Source organism: Mycobacterium colombiense (assembly GCF_003284975.1).
GTDB classification, from domain to species: Bacteria; Actinomycetota; Actinomycetes; order Mycobacteriales; family Mycobacteriaceae; genus Mycobacterium; species Mycobacterium europaeum_A.
In genome coordinates this window covers 125,764-144,896 of record NZ_QMEU01000003.1, presented here as the reverse complement: position 1 = coordinate 144,896, position 19,133 = coordinate 125,764, and the positions used below count along the sequence as shown (strand labels likewise).

The 19,133-nt window shown below is 67.1% G+C and carries 16 protein-coding genes and 1 pseudogene; 9 read left to right on the top strand and 8 right to left on the bottom strand.

What is annotated here, in order from left to right; all coding sequences use genetic code 11:
* On the top strand, positions 1–548 hold a 548-nt coding region (locus DQP58_RS02525), incomplete at its 5' end, for a M23 family metallopeptidase (RefSeq protein ID WP_133259334.1).
* Position 549: 1 nt separating this feature from the next.
* Positions 550–1,140, top strand: coding sequence for a hypothetical protein (locus DQP58_RS26950; protein WP_205869313.1), 591 nt, complete (start codon positions 550–552; stop codon positions 1,138–1,140).
* 85 nt (positions 1,141–1,225) lie between these two features.
* Here DQP58_RS26950 and pcrA read toward each other — a convergent pair whose 3' ends face one another.
* Positions 1,226–3,637 (bottom strand): DNA helicase PcrA, encoded by a 2,412-nt coding sequence (gene pcrA, locus DQP58_RS02515; RefSeq protein ID WP_112706919.1) that lies wholly within the window; start codon positions 3,635–3,637, stop codon positions 1,226–1,228.
* A 393-nt stretch (positions 3,638–4,030) separates the two neighbouring features.
* Between pcrA and DQP58_RS02510 the strand changes: the two genes are divergently transcribed.
* Together DQP58_RS02510 and pgi are read left to right on the top strand one after the other, a co-directional pair.
* Positions 4,031–4,351, top strand: coding sequence for a chorismate mutase (locus DQP58_RS02510; RefSeq protein WP_082972517.1), 321 nt, complete (start codon positions 4,031–4,033; stop codon positions 4,349–4,351).
* Between the two features lie 169 nt (positions 4,352–4,520).
* A complete protein-coding gene (gene pgi / locus DQP58_RS02505) occupies positions 4,521–6,185 on the top strand; it encodes a glucose-6-phosphate isomerase (RefSeq protein ID WP_112706918.1) in 1,665 nt (554 codons plus the stop codon).
* Position 6,186: 1 nt separating this feature from the next.
* On the opposite strand, the gene DQP58_RS02500 is transcribed toward pgi, so the two are convergent.
* The 4 genes and pseudogenes from DQP58_RS02500 to cobF form a co-directional block, all read right to left on the bottom strand.
* On the bottom strand, positions 6,187–6,936 hold the full coding sequence (locus tag DQP58_RS02500; protein WP_112706917.1) for an SDR family oxidoreductase: 750 nt from the start codon (positions 6,934–6,936) through the stop codon (positions 6,187–6,189).
* A gap of 41 nt (positions 6,937–6,977) precedes the next feature.
* On the bottom strand, positions 6,978–7,436 hold the full coding sequence (locus DQP58_RS27025) for a zinc finger domain-containing protein (protein WP_240629543.1): 459 nt from the start codon (positions 7,434–7,436) through the stop codon (positions 6,978–6,980).
* 162 nt (positions 7,437–7,598) lie between these two features.
* Positions 7,599–7,841, bottom strand: a pseudogene (locus DQP58_RS27020) (DNA-formamidopyrimidine glycosylase family protein); the annotation flags it as partial.
* Positions 7,842–7,845: 4 nt separating this feature from the next.
* A complete protein-coding gene (gene cobF, locus DQP58_RS02490; RefSeq protein WP_112706915.1) occupies positions 7,846–8,592 on the bottom strand; it encodes a precorrin-6A synthase (deacetylating) in 747 nt (248 codons plus the stop codon).
* A 123-nt stretch (positions 8,593–8,715) separates the two neighbouring features.
* Here cobF and DQP58_RS02485 point away from each other — a divergent pair, with 123 nt between their 5' ends.
* From DQP58_RS02485 to DQP58_RS02470, 4 genes are all read left to right on the top strand, one after another.
* Positions 8,716–9,621, top strand: coding sequence for an AurF N-oxygenase family protein (locus DQP58_RS02485; protein ID WP_112706914.1), 906 nt, complete (start codon positions 8,716–8,718; stop codon positions 9,619–9,621).
* Positions 9,618–10,823, top strand: coding sequence for a DUF4873 domain-containing protein (locus DQP58_RS02480; protein WP_430915682.1), 1,206 nt, complete (start codon positions 9,618–9,620; stop codon positions 10,821–10,823). Before DQP58_RS02485 ends, DQP58_RS02480 begins: the two co-directional genes overlap by 4 nt.
* A 382-nt stretch (positions 10,824–11,205) precedes the next feature.
* Positions 11,206–11,949 carry an STAS domain-containing protein gene (locus tag DQP58_RS02475; RefSeq protein ID WP_112706913.1) on the top strand — a complete coding sequence of 248 codons (744 nt, stop codon included), beginning with the start codon at positions 11,206–11,208 and terminating at the stop codon, positions 11,947–11,949.
* A gap of 111 nt (positions 11,950–12,060) precedes the next feature.
* The gene (locus DQP58_RS02470) at positions 12,061–12,927 is read left to right on the top strand and encodes an LLM class flavin-dependent oxidoreductase (RefSeq protein WP_112706912.1); all 867 of its coding nucleotides are present in this window, start codon (positions 12,061–12,063) and stop codon (positions 12,925–12,927) included.
* 112 nt (positions 12,928–13,039) lie between these two features.
* On the opposite strand, the gene DQP58_RS02465 is transcribed toward DQP58_RS02470, so the two are convergent.
* Positions 13,040–13,846 (bottom strand): enoyl-CoA hydratase/isomerase family protein, encoded by an 807-nt coding sequence (locus DQP58_RS02465; RefSeq protein ID WP_112706911.1) that lies wholly within the window; start codon positions 13,844–13,846, stop codon positions 13,040–13,042.
* Positions 13,847–13,921: 75 nt separating this feature from the next.
* On the opposite strand from DQP58_RS02465, the gene DQP58_RS02460 reads away from it, so the two are divergent.
* Positions 13,922–14,839 (top strand): SAM-dependent methyltransferase, encoded by a 918-nt coding sequence (locus DQP58_RS02460; RefSeq protein ID WP_112706910.1) that lies wholly within the window; start codon positions 13,922–13,924, stop codon positions 14,837–14,839.
* Here the strand turns inward: DQP58_RS02460 and DQP58_RS02455 are convergent.
* Positions 14,836–16,794 carry a fumarylacetoacetate hydrolase family protein gene (locus DQP58_RS02455; RefSeq protein WP_112706909.1) on the bottom strand — a complete coding sequence of 653 codons (1,959 nt, stop codon included), beginning with the start codon at positions 16,792–16,794 and terminating at the stop codon, positions 14,836–14,838. The genes DQP58_RS02460 and DQP58_RS02455 overlap by 4 nt on opposite strands.
* Entirely contained in the window at positions 16,791–19,058 is a 2,268-nt protein-coding gene (locus tag DQP58_RS02450; RefSeq protein ID WP_112706908.1) for an ATP-dependent DNA ligase, read from the bottom strand. Before DQP58_RS02450 ends, DQP58_RS02455 begins: the two co-directional genes overlap by 4 nt.
* Between the last annotated feature and the right edge of the window lie 75 nt (positions 19,059–19,133).

Here is a 19,133-nt window from a genome sequence, read left to right as displayed (position 1 = left end):
GTGGCGCGGGCGGCAGCAACACCGTCCGCGGCCCCCAGGTGATCGCGGCGGAGCCCGCGGCCACCGCCGCGCTGCACAACCAGGAGCTGGCCAAGGGCGTCGCCTTCGCCAACGACCGCGCTCAGCGCGAGGCCCGGTTGTCCCAGCCGCTCTACGTGATGCCGACCAAGGGCATCTTCACCTCCAACTTCGGCTACCGCTGGGGCGTGCTGCACGCCGGCATCGATCTGGCCAACTCGATCGGCACCCCGATCTATGCGGTGTCCGACGGCGTCGTGATCGACGCCGGTCCGGCCGGCGGCTACGGCATGCTGGTCAAGCTGCGCCACGCCGACGGCACGGTCACGCTCTACGGTCACATCAACACCGCGTTGGTAAGCGTCGGTGAGCGCGTGATGGCCGGCGACCAGATCGCCACCATGGGCAACCGGGGCAATTCCACCGGCCCGCACCTGCATTTCGAGGTGCTGCAGGGCGGCACCGAGCGGATCGACCCGGTGCCGTGGCTTGCTAAGCGTGGTCTCAGCGTCGGCAACTACGCTGGCTGAGGTGACCGCGCCGAACGAAGAAAATTCCGGTCCGCGTCCGCCCGAGCCCACACCGGAGCACGACCCGCCCTCCGACTCACGGACGCGGATCATCCGCCGCGCGCCGACCGGCCCCATCCCTACCACGCCGGACACCCCGACCACCCACCTCACCCCGCAGCCGCCGCCCTACCGGTCCGGCTCCGGCGCGGCCCGCACGGGTTATGGCGGAGTGCCGGCCGTCGAGCCCAGCGATCGGACGGCCGTCGCCGCGTGCGCAGTGAGCATCATCAGCGGCTGGGCCACGTCGGTGGTAGCCACCGACCTGATCGCCGGCTGGTGGCGAACCGACCGCCTGTTCTGCATAGCGGTCGCCTTCCTGGCCCTGGTCTTCGCCGGCACCACGGTCTCTGGCGTGATCTTGCTGCTGCAGCGCCGATCGATCAGCCGCTACCTGCTGATGGCCGGAGCGCTGGTCGCCGTTCTCACCTACATCGGCGTGTTCATCGCCGGGGCGCGGGTCGCCTGGGTTGTGCATCTGCTGCCCGCATTGCCGATCGCCACGGTCGTGCTCGTGCTGCTGCCGCAAACTAAACGCTGGCTGGACGCCTGACCTTTGCCGAACGTGCACTCACGGCGAGGATTTCGCCGATTTCTCGCGCTGAGTGCACGCTCGACGCGGAAGCCCGTGGTCGCGGCTAGAGCTTGCTGATCGGGGCGTGGTTGTGCATCAGCTTCACCCGCCCGGAGCTGCCGAAGTCGATCAGCGACATCGCCGATTCGCCGACGCCGGAGACCTCCTCGACCCGGCCCAGCCCGTACTTGTCGTGTGTCACCCGGTCGCCGGCTTCGAGCACCAGTAGCGGCCGCTTGCTCATCCCCGAACGGGTCGGGGCCGCCCGCGGGGTGCCAAACCGGCCGGCGCCGCTCACCGGCGCGCTGAACGACGGGGTGGGTGCCGTGCGCCGCCATTCGATGAGCTCTTGCGGAATCTCTTGCAGGAAGCGCGATTCCGGATTGAGCATGGGCTGCCCCCAGGACGACCGGACGATCGCCCTGCTGACATAGAGGCGTTGGCGGGCTCGGGTGATCCCGACGTAGGCCAGCCGTCGCTCCTCGGACAGCTCGACCGGATCGTCCAAAGACCGCATGTGGGGGAACATTCCGTCCTCCCAGCCGGTGACGAACACCACCGGAAACTCGAGGCCCTTGGCCGTGTGCAGCGTCATCAGGGTGACCATGCCGGCGCCGTCCTCTGGTATCTCGTCGGTGTCGGAGACCAGCGAGACCCGTTCCAGGAATTCCGCGAGCACGCCGGTGTCCGGCACGTCCTCGTCTTCGGGTGTCTGCAAGGACTCGCCCAGCGCCGCGGCGTTGGCGCGGTCGGTGCTGAATTCGTGTGCCACGCTGACGAGTTCGTTGAGGTTGTCCAGACGCGCCAGCTCCTGGGGATCGGTGGACGATTCCAGCTCCCGGCGATATCCGGTGCGTTCGAGCACCGACTCGACCAGGTCGCCGAGGTCGTCGTCCAGGCGGCCGCGCAGGTCGTCCAGCAGCTCGACGAAACCGGCGATCGCCTTCTCCGCGCGCGAATTCAGCATCGGTACTTTGCCTTCGGCCGCGGCTACCAGCGCGTCGGCGAAACTGGCGCCGGTGTTCTCGGCATACACCGCCACGCATGCCTCGGCGCGATCGCCGATGCCCCGGCGCGGGGTGTTGAGGATGCGCCGCATGCTGACCGCGTCGCCGGGGTTGTCCAGCACCCGCAGGTAAGCGACGATGTCGCGGATCTCCTTGCGCTCGTAAAACCGCACTCCCCCAACGACTTTGTAGGGGATTCCGGCGCGGATGAACACCTCTTCGAAAGACCGCGACGAGTTGTTGGTGCGGTAGAAGATGGCGACGTCGTTATAGGTGATCTCGCCCTTTTCGGCGAGCGCGTCGATCTCCTCGGCCACGAATCGGGCCTCGTCGTGCTCGTTGTCGGCGACATAGCCGACGATCAGCTCGCCGGCGCCTTCGGCGGTCCACAGCCGCTTGTCCCGGCGTCCGGAGTTTCGGGCGATCACCGAGTTCGCGGCGGACAGGATGTTCTGCGTCGAGCGGTAATTCTGTTCCAGCAGAATGGTTGTCGCGTCCGGGTAGTCGCGTTCGAAGTCCTCGATGTTGCGGATGGTAGCGCCGCGGAACGCATAGATCGACTGGTCGGCATCGCCGACGACGCACAGTTCCGCGGGCGGCACTTCGTCGGATACCTCGGCACTGCCGGGCTGATCCGGCGGTCCCAGCTTCGCCCCGCCTCCGCCGGCCCTTGGGCCAGCTCCGGCGAGCCTCGCTGAACCGCCGCGGCCCGCCAATTCGCGCACCAGCACGTACTGCGCGTGGTTGGTGTCCTGGTACTCGTCGACGAGGACGTGGCGGAACCGCCGCCGGTAGTGCTGGGCAATCTGGGGGAAGGCTCGCAGCACCGCCACGGTCTCGCCGATCAGGTCGTCGAAGTCCAGGGCGTTGGCCGCGCGCAGCCGCCGCTGGTACTCGCCGTAGACGCTGGCCACCGTGCGGGACAACTCGTCGGAGTCGTCGGTCAGGTTGGCCACCGCCCCGGCGGGGTCAATCAGCTCGTTCTTCAGGTTGGAGATGGCGTTGGCCAGTAGTCGCGGCGAGTACCGCTTGATGTCGAGCCCCATGTCCCGGCCGATCATCTGCAGCAACCGCCGCGAGTCGTCCGCATCGTAAATGGAGAAATTGGAGTTCAGGCCCTCGATCAACGACGCCTGGTTGCGCAGGATGCGCACGCAGGTCGAGTGGAAGGTGGATACCCACATCGCGCGGGCCCGGTTGCCCACCAGCCGGACCACCCGTTCGCGCATCTCGGCGGCGGCCTTGTTGGTGAAGGTGATGGCCAGCACCTGCCCGACCCCGACCCCGCGTTCGGCGATCAAGTAGGCGATGCGGCGGGTCAACACCGCGGTCTTTCCCGAGCCCGCGCCCGCGACGATCAGCAGGGGCGAACCCTCATGCACCACCGCTTGGCGCTGTTGCGGATTGAGACCCTCGAGCAGTTGATCTGCTTCGGAGGCCGGCTTGGCATCTGTTACGTGCACACTCATGTCAGTCCAAACTTACCGCCGCCCACTGACGCATCAGCGCCCCGGGATCAGACCAGGTTAGTGGCCGGACCGGCCGGTGCGGCGTCACGGACGCTACCCGAAATCCGGCGTGTCGGAATGGCCTTTCCGAACCTGGATCCATCCGGCCGGCTAATTGCACCGGAGTCCAAAAAGCGCAGCTTAGACGGCGATTTTTTTGCGTGTTCACAGTGTGTAGTGGCACACTCGATTCGTGCTCAACGTGCAGTGCCGGCGACGCTCCTCGGCCCAGGAGCGGCGCCGCCGATTTCCCTACGGGTACCAGTTCGCGGTGCCCGTGGTCTAACTGCTTCCGCAGAGCCCCGTGGTCCGCTTCGGCACTCGGGGCTCGTCTTCTGTGAGGCCCGATACTGCATGAGACCAGAACCCCCACATCACGACGAAGACGCGGAGTCAGCAGAGATGAACATCGAGACGGTGGCCACCGAAGTGCCCACCGACATAGACGAGTTGCGTCACGAGATCGACCGGCTCGACGCCGCGATTCTGGCCGCGGTGCAGCGGCGCACCGAGGTGTCCCAGGCAATCGGCAAGGCCCGGATGGCCTCGGGCGGCACGCGACTGGTGCACAGCCGCGAGATGAAGGTGATCGAGCGCTACAGCGAACTCGGCCCCGAAGGCAAGGACCTGGCGATTCTGTTGCTGCGCCTGGGCAGGGGCCGGCTCGGTCACTGACCGGGTCGCATCGGCGCGGCGCTATACCTGGCTCCGTGACGTCCTAGCCCATAGGGTCGAAGCATGACCCGCGTCGGCGACGATGCAGAGCGAAGCGATGAAGAGGAGCGACGCCAATGACCCGCGTCGGCGACGATGCAGAGCGAAGCGATGAAGAGGAGCGACGCCAATGACATCCGTGCACACCCTCCCCGACATCACCGCCACCCCGGCGTGGGACGCCCTGCGCAGGCATCACGAACAGATCGGCCAGACCCATCTGCGCCAGTTCTTCGATGACGATCCCGATCGCGGCCGCGAGCTGACCGTCTCCGTCGGTGACCTCTACATCGATTACAGCAAGCACCGCATCACGCGAGAAACGCTGCGGCTCTTGGTCGATCTGGCGCGCACGGCCAGTCTCGAAGAACGGCGCGACCAGATGTTCGCCGGGGTGCACATCAACACCTCCGAGGATCGCGCGGTCCTGCACACCGCGCTGCGGCTGCCCCGGGATGCCGAACTGACCGTCGACGGCCAGAACGTCGTCGCGGAGGTGCACTCGGTGCTCGACGCCATGGGCGAATTCACCGACCGGTTGCGCAGCGGTGAATGGACGGGGGCCACCGGCAAACGGATCAGCACGGTCGTCAACATCGGCATCGGCGGATCGGACCTCGGCCCGGTGATGGTCTATCAGGCGCTGCGCCACTACGCGGATGCGGGGATCTCGGCGCGCTTCGTCTCCAATGTCGACCCTGCCGACCTGATCGCCACTCTGGCCGACTTGGACCCCGCCACAACGCTTTTCATCGTCGCGTCGAAAACGTTCTCGACGTTGGAAACCCTGACCAACGCCACGGCCGCACGCCGCTGGATCACCGACGCCCTCGGCGACGCCGCGGTGGCCCAGCACTTCGTCGCCGTCTCCACCAACAAACGCCTCGTCGACGACTTCGGCATCAACACCGACAACATGTTCGGGTTCTGGGATTGGGTCGGAGGCCGCTACTCGGTGGATTCGGCGATCGGCCTGTCGGTGATGGCCGTCATCGGCCGAGAAGCCTTCGCGGACTTCCTATCCGGGTTCCACATCGTCGACCGGCATTTCAAGACCGCGCCGCTGGAATCCAACGCGCCTGTGCTGCTTGGGCTTATCGGCCTGTGGTACTCCAGTTTCATGGGCGCGCAGTCGCGCGCCGTGCTGCCGTACTCCAATGACCTGGCGCGCTTCGCGGCATACCTGCAACAGCTGACCATGGAATCCAACGGCAAGTCGACCCGCGCGGACGGCAGCCCGGTCACCACCGACACGGGTGAAATCTTCTGGGGTGAACCGGGAACCAACGGGCAGCACGCGTTCTACCAGCTGCTGCATCAGGGCACCCGGCTGGTGCCCGCCGACTTCATCGGGTTCAGCCAACCCCTCGACGACCTGCCCACCGCCGAAGGCGACGGCAGCATGCACGACCTGTTGATGAGCAATTTCTTCGCCCAGACCCAGGTGCTGGCGTTCGGCAAGACCGCCGAGGAGATCGCCGCCGAGGGCACGCCCGCCGACATCGTGCCGCACAAGGTGATGCCCGGTAACCGGCCGTCGACCTCGATTCTGGCCAACCGGCTCACCCCGTCGGTGATGGGTCAGCTGATCGCGCTCTATGAGCACCAGGTTTTCACCGAGGGCGTGATCTGGGGGATCGACTCGTTCGACCAGTGGGGCGTGGAGCTGGGTAAAACCCAGGCCAAGGCCCTGCTTCCGGTGATCACCGCGGACGGCTCGCCGGCGCCGCAGTCGGACAGCTCCACCGACGCCCTGGTGCGCCGCTACCGCAGCGAGCGCGGGCGGACCAGCTGAATCAGGCGAACACCTTGGTCAGCTGCGGCGGCAGCACCCGCATCAACTGCACCAGCGGCGCCCACGGCCACCGCGGCACCACGGCCCGGCCGGGCTCGCGCTCGATGGCACCGACCAGTGCCTTGACACCAGTCTCGTTGTCCACCATCAGCATTGTGCTCCCCGACTTGGCGGTCATCTCCGACTCGATGTAACCCGGCTCGATCACGGTGACCCTGATCGGACCCTTGGAATACTCGGCGCGCAGCGATTCACCCAATGACGTCAGCCCCGCCTTGCTGGCGCAGTAAGCGGCCTTGACGCCCGGGACGCCGGTGTTGCCGAGCACTGACGAAATCAGCACCAGGTGGCCCGATCCGTTCTTGTTGAACATCTCCAGCGCGGCCTCGATCTGCACCAGCGCTGAGACCAGGTTGGTCTCGATGGTGGCCTTGTTGGCCCACAGCTTGCCTGACCCCAGCTTTGCGCCCTTGCCGATGCCGGCGTTGACGACGATGCGGTCGATGCCCCCGAGTTCGTCGCCGAGTTCGGCGAACACCTTGGGGACGGCCTCGTGGTCGTTGACATCGAGCGCGGCGACGGCGATGTTGATGCCCGGATGCTTTTGCGACAGCTCGGCTTTGAGCTCATCGAGCCGGTCGGTGCGCCGCGCGCACAGGGCGAGGTCGCGGCCCTTGGCGGCGAACGCACGCGCCATGCCGGCGCCCAGGCCGGAGCTGGCACCGGTGATAAGGATCTTCTGGCGAGTCATCGGGGCAGCATATCGACAGGTGTCAAGTCGCGGCTCGGCGACTACTTCAGCAAACGCGACATCCGCCGGTCGGCCAAGATCTTCCCGCCGGTCTGACACGTCGGGCAGTACTGAAAAGACTTGTCCGCGAACGAGACTTCGCGCACGGTGTCCCCGCATACCGGGCAGGGCAGCCCGGTGCGGGCGTGCACCCGCAAGCCGGAGCGCTTCTCGCCCTTGAGCGTGGCCGCGCCTTGCCCGACGGATCGGGTCACCGCATCGGTGAGCACCGAAACCATCGCGTCGTGCAGGGTGGCGAGCTGCTGATCGGACAGCTTGCCGGCCGTGGCGAACGGCGAGATCCGCGCGACGTGCAGGATCTCGTCGCTGTAGGCGTTGCCGATCCCGGCGATCACCTTCTGGTCGGTCATGACGGTCTTGATCCGGCCGGTGTTGCCGGCCAACAGATCGGCCAGCGCGTCGGCGTCCAGATCCAGCGCGTCCGGGCCCAGCGCAGCGATGCCGGGGACCTGAGCCGGGTCGTCGACCAGCCACACCGCCAGCCGCTTTTGGGTGCCGGCCTCGGTGAGGTCGAAACCGGGTGCCTCGCCGGGGGTGCCCAGGTGCACCCGCAGCGCGATCGGGCCCTTTCCGGGCCGCAGCGGCGCGGCGCCCAGCTTGTCCGACCAACGCAACCAGCCGGCACGCGACAGATGCGCGATCAAGAAGAGGTTGTCGGTGCGCAGCCCGAGGTACTTGCCCCACCGCTCGGCCCCGGCGACGGTCTGACCGTGCAGCGCGCTGATCGGCGGGTCGAAGGTCTTGAGCACGGACAGGGCGGCGATGTCGACCCGGCCGATCGGCAGGCCGACGGCGTGGCGCCGCAGGTGGTCGACCAGCGCTTCGATCTCGGGTAGTTCGGGCACGGTTTCAGTGTGCCGGTCGCAGCAAATAGGTGTCCATGATCCAGCCGTGCCGGGCGCGGGCTTCGGCTCGCAGCGAAACGATGCGCGGCCCCACCTCGCCCACCGTGCCCGCGATGAGCAGTTCGTCGTCGGTGCCGAGGTAGGCGCCCCACCAGATCTGCGTGTCGGGCGGGCAGACCTGAAACGAGCAGTCGCCGTCGAGCATCACCACGGCCGATGCCGAAGACGGCCCGTGGGTGCGCAGTTGCCTGCCCGTGGTGATCAGCACGGGTTCGCCGACCTCGTTGAGCGGGATGCGGTGGCGGGCCGTCAGCGCCTGCACGGCGGTGATCCCCGGGATGACGTCGAACGTGAAGTCGACCCGAGCGGCCACCGCGTCGAGGATGCGCAGGGTGCTGTCGTAGAGCGACGGATCCCCCCAGGCCAGAAACCCGCCGACGCCGTGCGGACCGAGTTCGGCGGCGATCGCGTCGGCCCAGATCTGCGCGCGGGCGGCGTGCCACTGAGCAACCGCGCCCCGGTAGTCGGCATCGTCCGTCCGCTGGGGGTCGGCCAGCTCGACGAACCGGTAGCCCGGCTCGCGGATGAACCGGTCGCAGACCTCGCGGCGCAGCGCCACCAGGTCGCTCTTCTGTTCGCCCTTGTCCATCGCGAAGAAGACCTGTGTGTCGTTGAGCGCCTCGATCGCCTGCACGGTCACGTAATCGGGGTCGCCGGCCCCGATGCCGATGACATGGATGTGCCGGCCCACCGCGTCGCCTCCTGATGCTCGTTGCCCGTCAGATTGCCGAATCGCAACCTTCAACATCTAGCCGGGACCCCGAGTACCCAGTACCATGGGTACCGTCTGAGCACCCAATGGAGGGAGCGGCGCGTGACGTCTGCGGTGAAGCCGACAGGGCCGAGTCGTGAAGACTTCTCGGACCGGTTGCTGAAGGGCTCGGTCAAGAAGTCCTACGAACCCGTCGTCGACATCGATTGGGACGCACCGCTGGATCCGGACAAGTTCTATCTGCCGCCCCGGCTGGTGTCGCTCTACGGCACCCCCATGTGGGACGAGATGACCCGCGCACAACAAATCGAGCTGTCCCGCCAGGAATTGGTCAACACGCTCTCTGCCGGGATCTGGTTCGAGAACATGCTCAACCAGGCGCTGCTGCGCACCATCCTGCACGAGGACCCGACCAGCAGGTCGACGCACTACAAGCTGACCGAACTGGGCGACGAGACCCGCCACATGGTGATGTTCGGCAAGGCCATCGAACGCATCGGGGCAAAGCCGGTGCGCCCCAAGCTGTTTCATCGGATGATCATCAATGCGCTGCCGTTGGCGTTTCAGCGCGGCTCGATGCTCTGGGTGGCGGCCCTGATCGGTGAGGAGATCTTCGACTCGCTGCAGCGGCAGATGATGGACGACCGGGAACTGCAGCCAATCATCCAGCGCCTCATGCGAATTCACGTCACCGAAGAGGCGCGCCACATCCAGTTCGCGCGCGACGGCGCCCGCAAGCGCGTCGTCGAGATGCCCCGGTTCAACCGTTGGTTCATGGCCAACATCAACGGGTTGGGCGGGTATTTCTTCAACTACCTGTTCAGCAACCCGGTCCCGTACGCACGGGCGGGTCTGGATCCCAAGCGGGCCCGAAAGGTCGCGCGCACCAGCCCACATCGCCGTGACATCCAGGTTGCCGGCTTCGCTCCCCTGGCGGCGTTTTTGACCGAGGTGGGCCTGCTGGGGCCGATCGCGCGCCGCGGTTGGAAGCGCAGCAGGTTTCTGTGACGGCTGAGCATCCCCTGGTCGTCATCGGTCCGGACCCCGGCGTCCGATCCGTTTTGCAGTCCGCCGGTGTGACCGACGTTGCGATGCTGGACGTCCCGGTCCCGCGTTGCGTGTTCGACGAGGGCACCGACACCTGGACGCTACACACCGACAGCGGCCGCGTCGTCCGGGCGCACGTCGTCGTCGACGCACACCGGAGGCCCGGCACCCCGTGGATACCGAAGCTGCCCGGCGACAAGACCTTTCGCGGTGCGACGTTTCACGCCGCGGCATGGGATCGCGAATTCGATCCGTCCGGCAAGCACATCGCGGTGATCGGCACCGACACCGCGGCGGCCCATCGCCTCGAGCGACTGACTCGGGCGGCAGCTTCTGTCACCGTGTTCGCCCACGCGCCACGTCGGGTCGTGGCCGACATCCCGGCATGGTCCACCCGCGCCAGACGCTGGCTGCGCCGCCGCGCCCGGCCCGCCGCCCCGGAGCTGACGATCGCCGCGTCGGCGATCGAGGCGGTCACCGCAACGGGCGTGCGCACCGCCGACGGCGTCGAGCACCGCGTCGACGCCATCGTCTATGGCACCGGCTTCTTCATCCCCGAGGACGCCGCCGACGACGGCCTGATCGGCGCGGGTGGCCTCACCCTGCGGCGAGCCTGGCACGACGGGATGGAGCCGTTCTGTGGGGTGGCGGTGCGCGGATTCCCGAACTACTTCGTCATCACCGGACCCGATCGGGACGCCCAGGCGCGCTACGTCGCCGTTTGCCTGAAAGTCATGGCGCGCACCGCCAGCGCCCGCATCGAGGTGCGGGCCAGCAGCCAGCGGGTGTTTAACGAGCGCGCCCAGTTGCGACCGGCCGAGCCGCCCCCGGTGGCATCCGCCTTCGACCTGTCGGCCAGCGCGCCCGCCGGCGACAACACGTACAGCGGAGCCGCCACGCTGGAGATCGATGGCGCCCGCCATCCGGTACGGGTCCGGCTGACCGGCCATCTGGACCCGCTCGACGGCCGCTATCACTGGCAGGGAACCGTCTTCGATTCGGCGTCCGGACCGTTGTCGGACGACCTCTTCAAGCAAGTGCGGACCGGCACACTGACCATCGGTCGGCGCAGCGCGCCGGCACGCATCGTCGAACAGACGCCGTGGGGAACGCACTCGGTCGCCGGGGTGGGCGCTCCGCCCTACGCACCGAGCAACCACTGAGCCTCGCTTAGGGGCCGCCGCGGCCGCCGAACCGGTGCCTTTGCGCTGGTTAATGCACGTTTGTTGAACATACCCAAAAGTTTGGCGGCGCTCAGCGCGTGGTAACCCCCGGGGAAGCGCGTGCTGGGCGACGGACTCCACAGCACGCTGGGGCGATGAAAGTCGGACGCCCCAGCGGGTGGGGAGGGGAACACATGATGCCTCCACTGCGGGCCTGCGGCACACATTCGGGCGAATCCCGATCGCAGCCTGTGGTTTCTGCCTGCGTAGTGGCCGATGATTTGCGAAGTAGACTTTTGCCCCGGAGAGCGGATACTCAAGCAATCGGCCCGGCAGAATGCGAGGAGCGGGAAATGGAACCGGACGCCAGGACCGAGCTGGGATGAGCCCGGTGGCCGTTGCGATGCGGACGGATGACTCGGTAACCGTTCTGACCGTCGACGGTGAGCTTGATGCCGCCAACTCCACCACCGTTCGCGAGCGAATCCTCAAGGCCACGTTGGACGACGGCGCCGTAGTGATCGTCAATGTCTCCGGTCTCAAAGTGCGCAACCAATCGGACTGGTCGAGCTTCATGGGTGCGTACTGGCAGATTGGCAGCGCACCCCACGTTCCGATCGTGTTGGTCTGCGCCGACCGGGCGGCCCGCGAGGCGATCAGCAATAGCGGTATCACCCACTTCATGCCTGTCTATCCGAGCGAGAAGGCGGCAATGAAGGCGCTCGGCCAGAACAGCCGCCGCCCGGTGCGGCGCGCCGATGTCCAGCTGCCCGCCGACCTGACCAGCCTGCGCGAGTCACGGCGCATGGTCCGCGAATGGCTCACCACCTGGTCGCAGTCGAAACTCATTCCGGTGGCCCTGGTCGTGGTCAACGTTTTCGTGGAAAACGTGCTCGAGCACACCGCGAGCGTTCCGGCGGTGCGCATCGAAGCGCAGGGCACCACCGCGACCATCGCGGTGTCCGACGCCAGCGACGCGCCCGCGGTGCGGCTGCCGTCGCCGCCGAAGGGCATCGACGTGTCCGGGCTGGCGATCGTCGAAGCGTTGTCGCGCGCGTGGGGCAGCACCCCCACCGCGTCCGGCAAGACGGTGTGGGCGGTCATCGGCCCCGAGAACCAGCTTTAATCCGAAACCAGCGGTGGACGGTGACCCTCCCGTCGCACCCAACTGCCGGTTGTGCTGAAACTAGAACACGTTCTAATGTCGAGGGACGACCCCTCCAGGAAGGCAGATGACGTGCGGTTTACCTACGCAGAGGCGATGACGGACTTTAAGTACTACATCCCGCTAGCCAAGGCAGCCGAGGCGGCCGGCTACGACGCCATGACCATCGCCGACAGCATCGCCTACCCCTTCGAATCCGACTCGAAGTATCCCTACACCCCGGACGGCAACCGCGAGTTCCTGGACGGCAAGGAGTTCATCGAAACCTTCGTGCTGACATCGGCATTGGGCGCGGTGACCACCAAGCTGCGGTTCAACTTCTTCGTCCTCAAGCTGCCCATCCGGCCACCGGCGTTGGTGGCCAAGCAGATTGGCTCGCTGGCCGCGATGACCGACAACCGAGTGGGTTTCGGCGTCGGCACCAGCCCGTGGCCCGAGGACTACGAGCTGCTGGGCGTCCCGTTCGCCAGGCGCGGTAAGCGGATGGACGAATGCATCGAGATCATCCAGGGCCTGACCACCGGTGAGTATTTCGAGTTCCACGGCGAGTTCTACGACATCCCCAAGACCAAGATGACGCCCGCCCCGACCAAGCCCGTGCCGATCCTGATCGGCGGGCACGCCGACGCGGCCCTGCGGCGCGCGGCGCGCCTGGACGGCTGGATGCACGGCGGCGGTGACCCCGAGGAGCTCGATCACCTGCTGGCCAAGCTCAAGAAGTTTCGCGAAGAGGCCGGCAAGACGGGGCCGTTCGAGATCCACGTCATCTCGGCCGACGCCTACACCACGGACGGCATCAAACGGCTCGAGGACAAGGGCGTCACCGACGTCATCGTCGGCTTCCGCATCCCCTACATCAAGGGCAAGGACACCGAGCCGCTGGACAGCAAGGTCCGCAACCTGGAGATGTTCGCGGAGAACGTGATCGCGAAACTTTAGCGGCGGTTCCAAGCGCGGCCGTGGCGATCGCAAGCGCGGCGCAGCCGGGCGAAGCGGGTCGCCACAATCGACCACAGCCGTGCGCAGTGGGCCGTCGCCATAAGGTCAAGCCTCACAACGCATCCCACTTCGGGGCGCGCTTCTCTCGGTGCGCCAAGGCGGCCTCGACCGGGTTGTTGGTGAAGCCGCTGAGGATCTGGGTGCGGTTCTCGATCTCGATGGCATGGCGCAGGCTGGGCGCGTCGAGCGCGGCGTTGAGCCCAATCTTGGTTTGCCACACGCCATAAGCGTTGTTGTCGGCGATCGAGCGGGCCAGCTTGAGCGCGGCGGGCAGCAGCTCGTCGGGGGCGACGACCTCGTGGACCAGCTTGATCCGATAGGCCTCGGCCGCATCGATGATGCGGCCGGTGAGCATGAGTTCGCGGGCCACACCGGCGCCGACGATCTTCGGTAGCAGGTAGCTGGTGCCCATGTCCATCGACGAGAAGCCCGCCTTGATGAACACCGAACCGAACCGGGCCTGCTCGGAGGCGACCCGGACGTCGCAAACCAACGAGAAGGCCAGGCCGCCACCGACGGCGACACCGTTCACCGCGCCGATCACCGGAATGTCCATCTCGTAGATCCGGGTGTACAGGTTGGCCAACCGAACCTGCGCGTCGTAGTTGACCTTGAACGCCGGGGTGGTCGGCTTGTTCTGCGTCCACGGCTGGCCGGTGCCGCTGAGATCGGCGCCGGCGCAAAAGCCGCGCCCGGCACCCGTCAGGATCGCCACCCGGAACTCGCCCTCGTCGAGAACGTCGAGCGCCTTGTCGACGCCGTCGATCAACGACCCGTCGATGGCGTTGAGACGCTCGGGCCGGTTCAGGGTGATGCAGGCGATGTTGTCGTCGAGAGCTTCCAGTGTCACTGCGGGCATAGGGAAACCGTAGGCGACGTGCCCGTTCACCGATGAGGCATACCGTGGTTTTGCCACCACACCGAAGGAGAAGTCATGGCACGAACCGAAGGCGACAGCTGGGACCTGGCCAGCAGCGTGGGCGCCACCGCCACCATGGTGGCCGCCGCCCGCGCGGCCGCCACCAAACGTCCCCATCCGGTCATCACCGATGAGTTCGCCGAGCCGCTGGTGCGTGCCGTCGGGCTGGACGTCTTCACCAAGCTGGCCAGCGGCGAACTCGATTCGGCCGACATCGAAGAGGGCGTCGCCTTCGCGCGAATGGTGGACACCTTCGCGGCCCGGGGCCGGTTCTACGACGACTACTTCGCCGCCGCCGGGCAGGCCGGGCTGCGCCAGGTGGTGATCGTGGCGTCCGGGCTCGATTCGCGGGCCTACCGGCTGCGGTGGCCGGCCGGGACGACGGTGTACGAGATCGATCAGCCGGAGGTGATCGCGTTCAAGACGGCGACGCTGGCCGAGATCGGCGCGGCCCCCACCGCCGAACTCCGCACCGTGGGCATCGATTTGCGCGAGGACTGGCCGACGGCGTTGCAGGAGGCCGGCTTTGACCCGGACCAGCCGACGGCGTGGTTGGCCGAGGGAGTGCTGATCGGATTTCTTCCGCCCGAAGCCGAAGTGCGGTTGCTGAACGCCATCATTCCGTTGTCCAGCGAGGGCAGCCGGTTCGCCGCCGATTTCGGGACGGTCGCCCCGGCGACGCCGGAGGGGCAGGAGCAGGCGCAGCGCATGACCGAGGGCTGGCGGAGGCAGGGGCTCGAGCTGGACATCGCCGGCCTGGCCTACGCCGGCGAGCACACCGACGTCGCCGCACATCTGGCCGCAAACGGGTGGGATACCACCACGTTTCGGCTCACCGACCTGTTCGCCGCCGCGGGTCTGCCGGAACTGGGACCCACCGATCAGCAGGTGCCCGCCACCACGATCAGGTTCGTCAGGGCCGTGCGGCGCTAGCCGGCGCGGTGAATCACGCCGATCCGCTTCGCCAGCCATTCGGCCTGCATCACGAGCAGCGCCATGACTTCCAATTGCGGTGTCTGTGGGTCGAGTTCGCGGTATCGCTGGTAGACGTTGACGACGACGCGCTCAGCGTCCAGCCAGGTTGCGTACTCGCCGAGGTCGATGGTGTCGGCGGCCTCGGCCCACGACAGGCCCCGGCGGTATGCGGCCTCGGCCTGTTCGGCGACGTGCACGAGATAGCCACGCACAGCACGGATTCCATCCGGGTCGGTGACCGGGCCGTGGCCGGGCACCACCGTGGGAGCGTCCAGCGCGATCATCGCGTCGCACGCCGCGACCCAGTTGGCGATCGGGCCCGCCCACACGATGGGCGTGCAGCCGATGAACAACAGGTCGCCGCCGAACAGCACGCCGGCGTCGGGCACATGCACCACCGAGTCGGCGGCGGTGTGCGCGGGACCCAGGTTCAGCACGTCGATCCGGCGCCCACCCACCTCGATCGACAGGTTGCGTTCGAAGGTCTGGTCGGCGTTGCGCAGCGTGATGTTGCTGAAGTCGAAGTGCCCAAAGCGTTCCCGCGTGTACGGCGTTGCCACCGGCCCGAGGTTGGCTGTCTGCGCCATGGCCAGCATCTCGGGGGCCATGCCGTGCTCGATCTCCTCGGCGGTGCCGTGGGCGGCGATGATGCGCACCGACGCGTCGAGCAACTGATTGCCGTGGGTGTGGTCGCCGTTGGAGTGGGTGATCACCGCGTCGGTGATCGGCGCCGGCCCGGTGATGGGCCGCAGGGCGGCGAGCATCTCGCGGGTCAGCGCCAGGTCGAACAGGGTGTCCACCAGCATTGACGCACCGTCGCCGGCGATCAGCCCGGCGTTGCTCCACCCGTAACCACCGTCGGGCAACGTCCATGCCCACACCCGGTCGCCGACCTGATGCAGCCCGCGGGTGTAGGGCACCTTCGCCGGCGCGCGGTTGACCCGGGCCGGGGCAGGTGCGGCGTCGGGGTTGGGCCGGGGGGCCAGATGATGCGGCGCGCCGCTGGCGCGGACACTTTGCCGGGTCTCCCCCAAGCCCTGGACCCGAAGCGTGACGACGTCGCCGTCGTGCAGCCAGCCCGGAAACGCTTCCAGCGCAGCGGGATTGAGGTGCTCGACCAGCGTGCAGGTGGGCACCGTCCCGGAGCCGATGACGTCACCGGGATTCAGCGTGACGCCCCGCGAGGCGTAGGAGATGACTTCGCCGAAGCTCCAATCCATTTGGGCGGTCGACCCCGAACCGATCACTGCGTCGTTTACCAGTGCGGTCACCCGCAGGTCCAGTCGGCCGGCGCGCCGGTACGGCTCGAGCTCGTCGGGGGTCACCAGGTAGGGGCCCAGCGTGACCCCGCTGTCCTTGCCCTTGCCTTGACCGATCCCCAGCTGGCTTTCCATCTGCTGCAGATCGCGCGCGGACCAGTCATTGAAAATGGTGTAGCCGATGATGGCCTGTTCGGCCTGCTCGACAGTGAGATCCTTTCCACCGGTGCCGATCACCGCGGCGATCTCCAATTCGAAGTCCTGCCAAGCGCTGCCGGGTGCCGTCGGGGCGTCGTCGTAGGGGCCCAGTACGGTTGTCGGACAGGCGAAGTAGAACGCGGGAATGCGGTACCAGGTGTCGGCGAGCACCCGCCCGGCACCCAGCGCGGCTTGGCAGTTGCGCATGTGGTCCAAAAAGCATAGGGAATCGCGGATCGACGGCGGGCGCGGAATCGGTGCCAGCAGTCGCGCGTCGGCGAGCGGGACGGTCGCCGACGGGGTGCGCTGCGCTTCTTCCCCCGCCCGCCGCAATCCGTCCGAGCCGCGCGCGATCAGCTCGAGCAGCGTCACCCCCGGCGCCAGCGCGTAGATGGTGTCGCCGGACACGAGCCCGACGCGCTCGCCGTCATCGCACTGGTAGGTAACCCATTTCACTCGCGTACCACCTCACTTGCTTCCTTGTCCGGGCGCAGCCCGCGCCAACTCGATTGGCGTAGCCGGTTATCCGGGGTCCACTCGCTGTAGCGCACCTCACCCACCAGGACCGGCTTCACGTAGGTCACGCCCCGGGCTTCGCTGCGAGGCAGCGGGGGGTGGAACGGGGATTGGTCGGTGTGCAGCGGCGCCAGCGTCTTCTTCAGGTTGGCCAAGTCGCGTTCGGTGAACCCGGTGCCGACGCGCCCCGCGAAGTGCAGGCCGTCGGCGGTGGGGATGCCCATCAGCAGTGAGCCGATGCCGCTGCTACGTCCGCCCGCTCCGGCCTTCCAGCCGCCGATCACGACTTCCTGGGTGTTCCAGTGCTTGTCCTTGATCCACGACGACGAGCGCCGCCCGGGCTGGTAGGTGGCGTCGCGCCGCTTGGCGATCACCCCCTCCCAGCCGCGCTCGCCCGAATGCTCCAGCGCCTGCGCGCCGTCCCCGGGCAGCAATTCGGGAACGATGAGAGCGCTGCCCGCAGCCAGCATTTCCAGCACCCTGCGCCGGTCCGAGTAGCGGGCCCGCAGCAGCGAGCGGCCGTCGAGGTAGAGCACATCGAACGCCCAGAATTCGACGCGGGAGCCGCGGCCGCGGTTCTGCATCTCGTGGAAGTTGGGCACACCCGAGCCGTCCAATACCACCGCCTCGCCATCGAGAACTACATGATGATCGGCGAGATCGGTTGCCAGCGACTGTAGTTCGGGATACTCCCGGGTGACCTCGCGGCCGCGGCGCGACCGTACCCGCAGCGCGCCGCGGTCGGCCTCGATCAACAGTCGGTAGCCGTCCCATTTGCCTTCGAACGCCCACTGGCTCGCCCTGAGTGTCGTCACTGAGCCATGGGTGGCCAGCATGGGGGCGATCGTGTCGAACTCGAAAACCTTCTGATCCTTCATCCGGTGTGCCAGCCACTGATCGCCGTTGGTTTGGATCAGCGCGTAGCGTCCGGAGATCTTGCTGCCGCGCAGATTGACGATCACCTCCCCTTTTTCGGCGGAGTCATTGAACTTTTCGGCCTCGTAGGTTCCGGAATCCCAGATGATCACCTTGCCCGCGCCGTACTCACCCTTGGGAATGATGCCTTCGAAACCGCCGTATTCCAACGGATGATCCTCGGTGTGGACTGCCAGGTGGTTTACCGATGTGGTCTCGGGCAGGTTCTTCGGCACCGCCCAGGACACCAGCACGCCGTCTCGTTCCAGCCGGAAGTCGTAGTGCAGCCGGCGGGCGTGGTGTTCCTGGATGACGAAGCTGTTGCCTCGTCCGACAGCGGGTTTCGCCACCGGAACCGGCTCGGGAGTTTTCGACGCGTCGCGCATGCTGCGGTATTTCGTCAACCGATCCGGAACGGGCGCGTCCGCGTCGAGCGGCGCGAGCAGGTCACCGTCGCGGGCCACCCGCTCCAGCACCTCCTCATAGCGAAGCTGGCGCAGCGACGGGTCGTCGAGTTCAGCCCAGGTGCGCGGCGCCGCGACGGTGGGTTGTTCGCGCCCGCGCAGCGAGTAGGGTGCGATGGTCGTCTTGGAGCCGTTGTTCTGGCTCCAGTCCAGGAAGATCTTTCCGGCGCGCAGGCTCTTGGTCATGGTCGACGTCACCAGCTTGGGCATCGTCTTTTCCAGTTGTTGCGCAACACGTTTGGCCAACACCGTAGCGCCCTTGCTGCTCACCGGCTCGGCGAGCGGCGTGTACAGGTGCAGGCCCTTGCTGCCGCTGGTGAGCGGATAGGTGGTCAGCCCGATCCCGGTGATCAGTTCACGGACGGCGTGCGCCACCTCGGCCAGCTGGGCCATCGTGACGCCTTCACCGGGGTCCAGGTCGAACACCAGACGGGTCGCCGGTCCGGGTTTCAATTCCTCGGCCCGGCTGCGGGTCCACTCGGCGACGAAGCGCCACTGCGGCACGTGGACCTCCAGCGCGGCCTGTTGGGCGATCCAGGCCAGACCGGTGGGGCTGTCGATGATCGGATATGTCGTCGTTCCGGATCGATGGGTCACGCTGGCGCGCGGCAGCCAGTCGGGCGCCGATGCGGCCAGTTGCTTTTCGAAGAAGGACTCTTCGCCGACGCCGTTGGGCCACCGCTTGCGCGTGGCCGGACGGCCGGCGATGTGCGGGATCATCACCTCGGCGATTTGCGTGTAGTAGTCGAAGATTTCGCCCTTGGTGGTGCCGGTGGCGGGGTACAGCACCTTGTCGGCGTTGGTCAGTTTCACCCGCGGTGCCATGTTGTCAACCTACGCGTTTCGCGCGTGTTAACCGTTTTGACCTCCACTAATCGTGTCACAGTCAGCTTTTTTTGT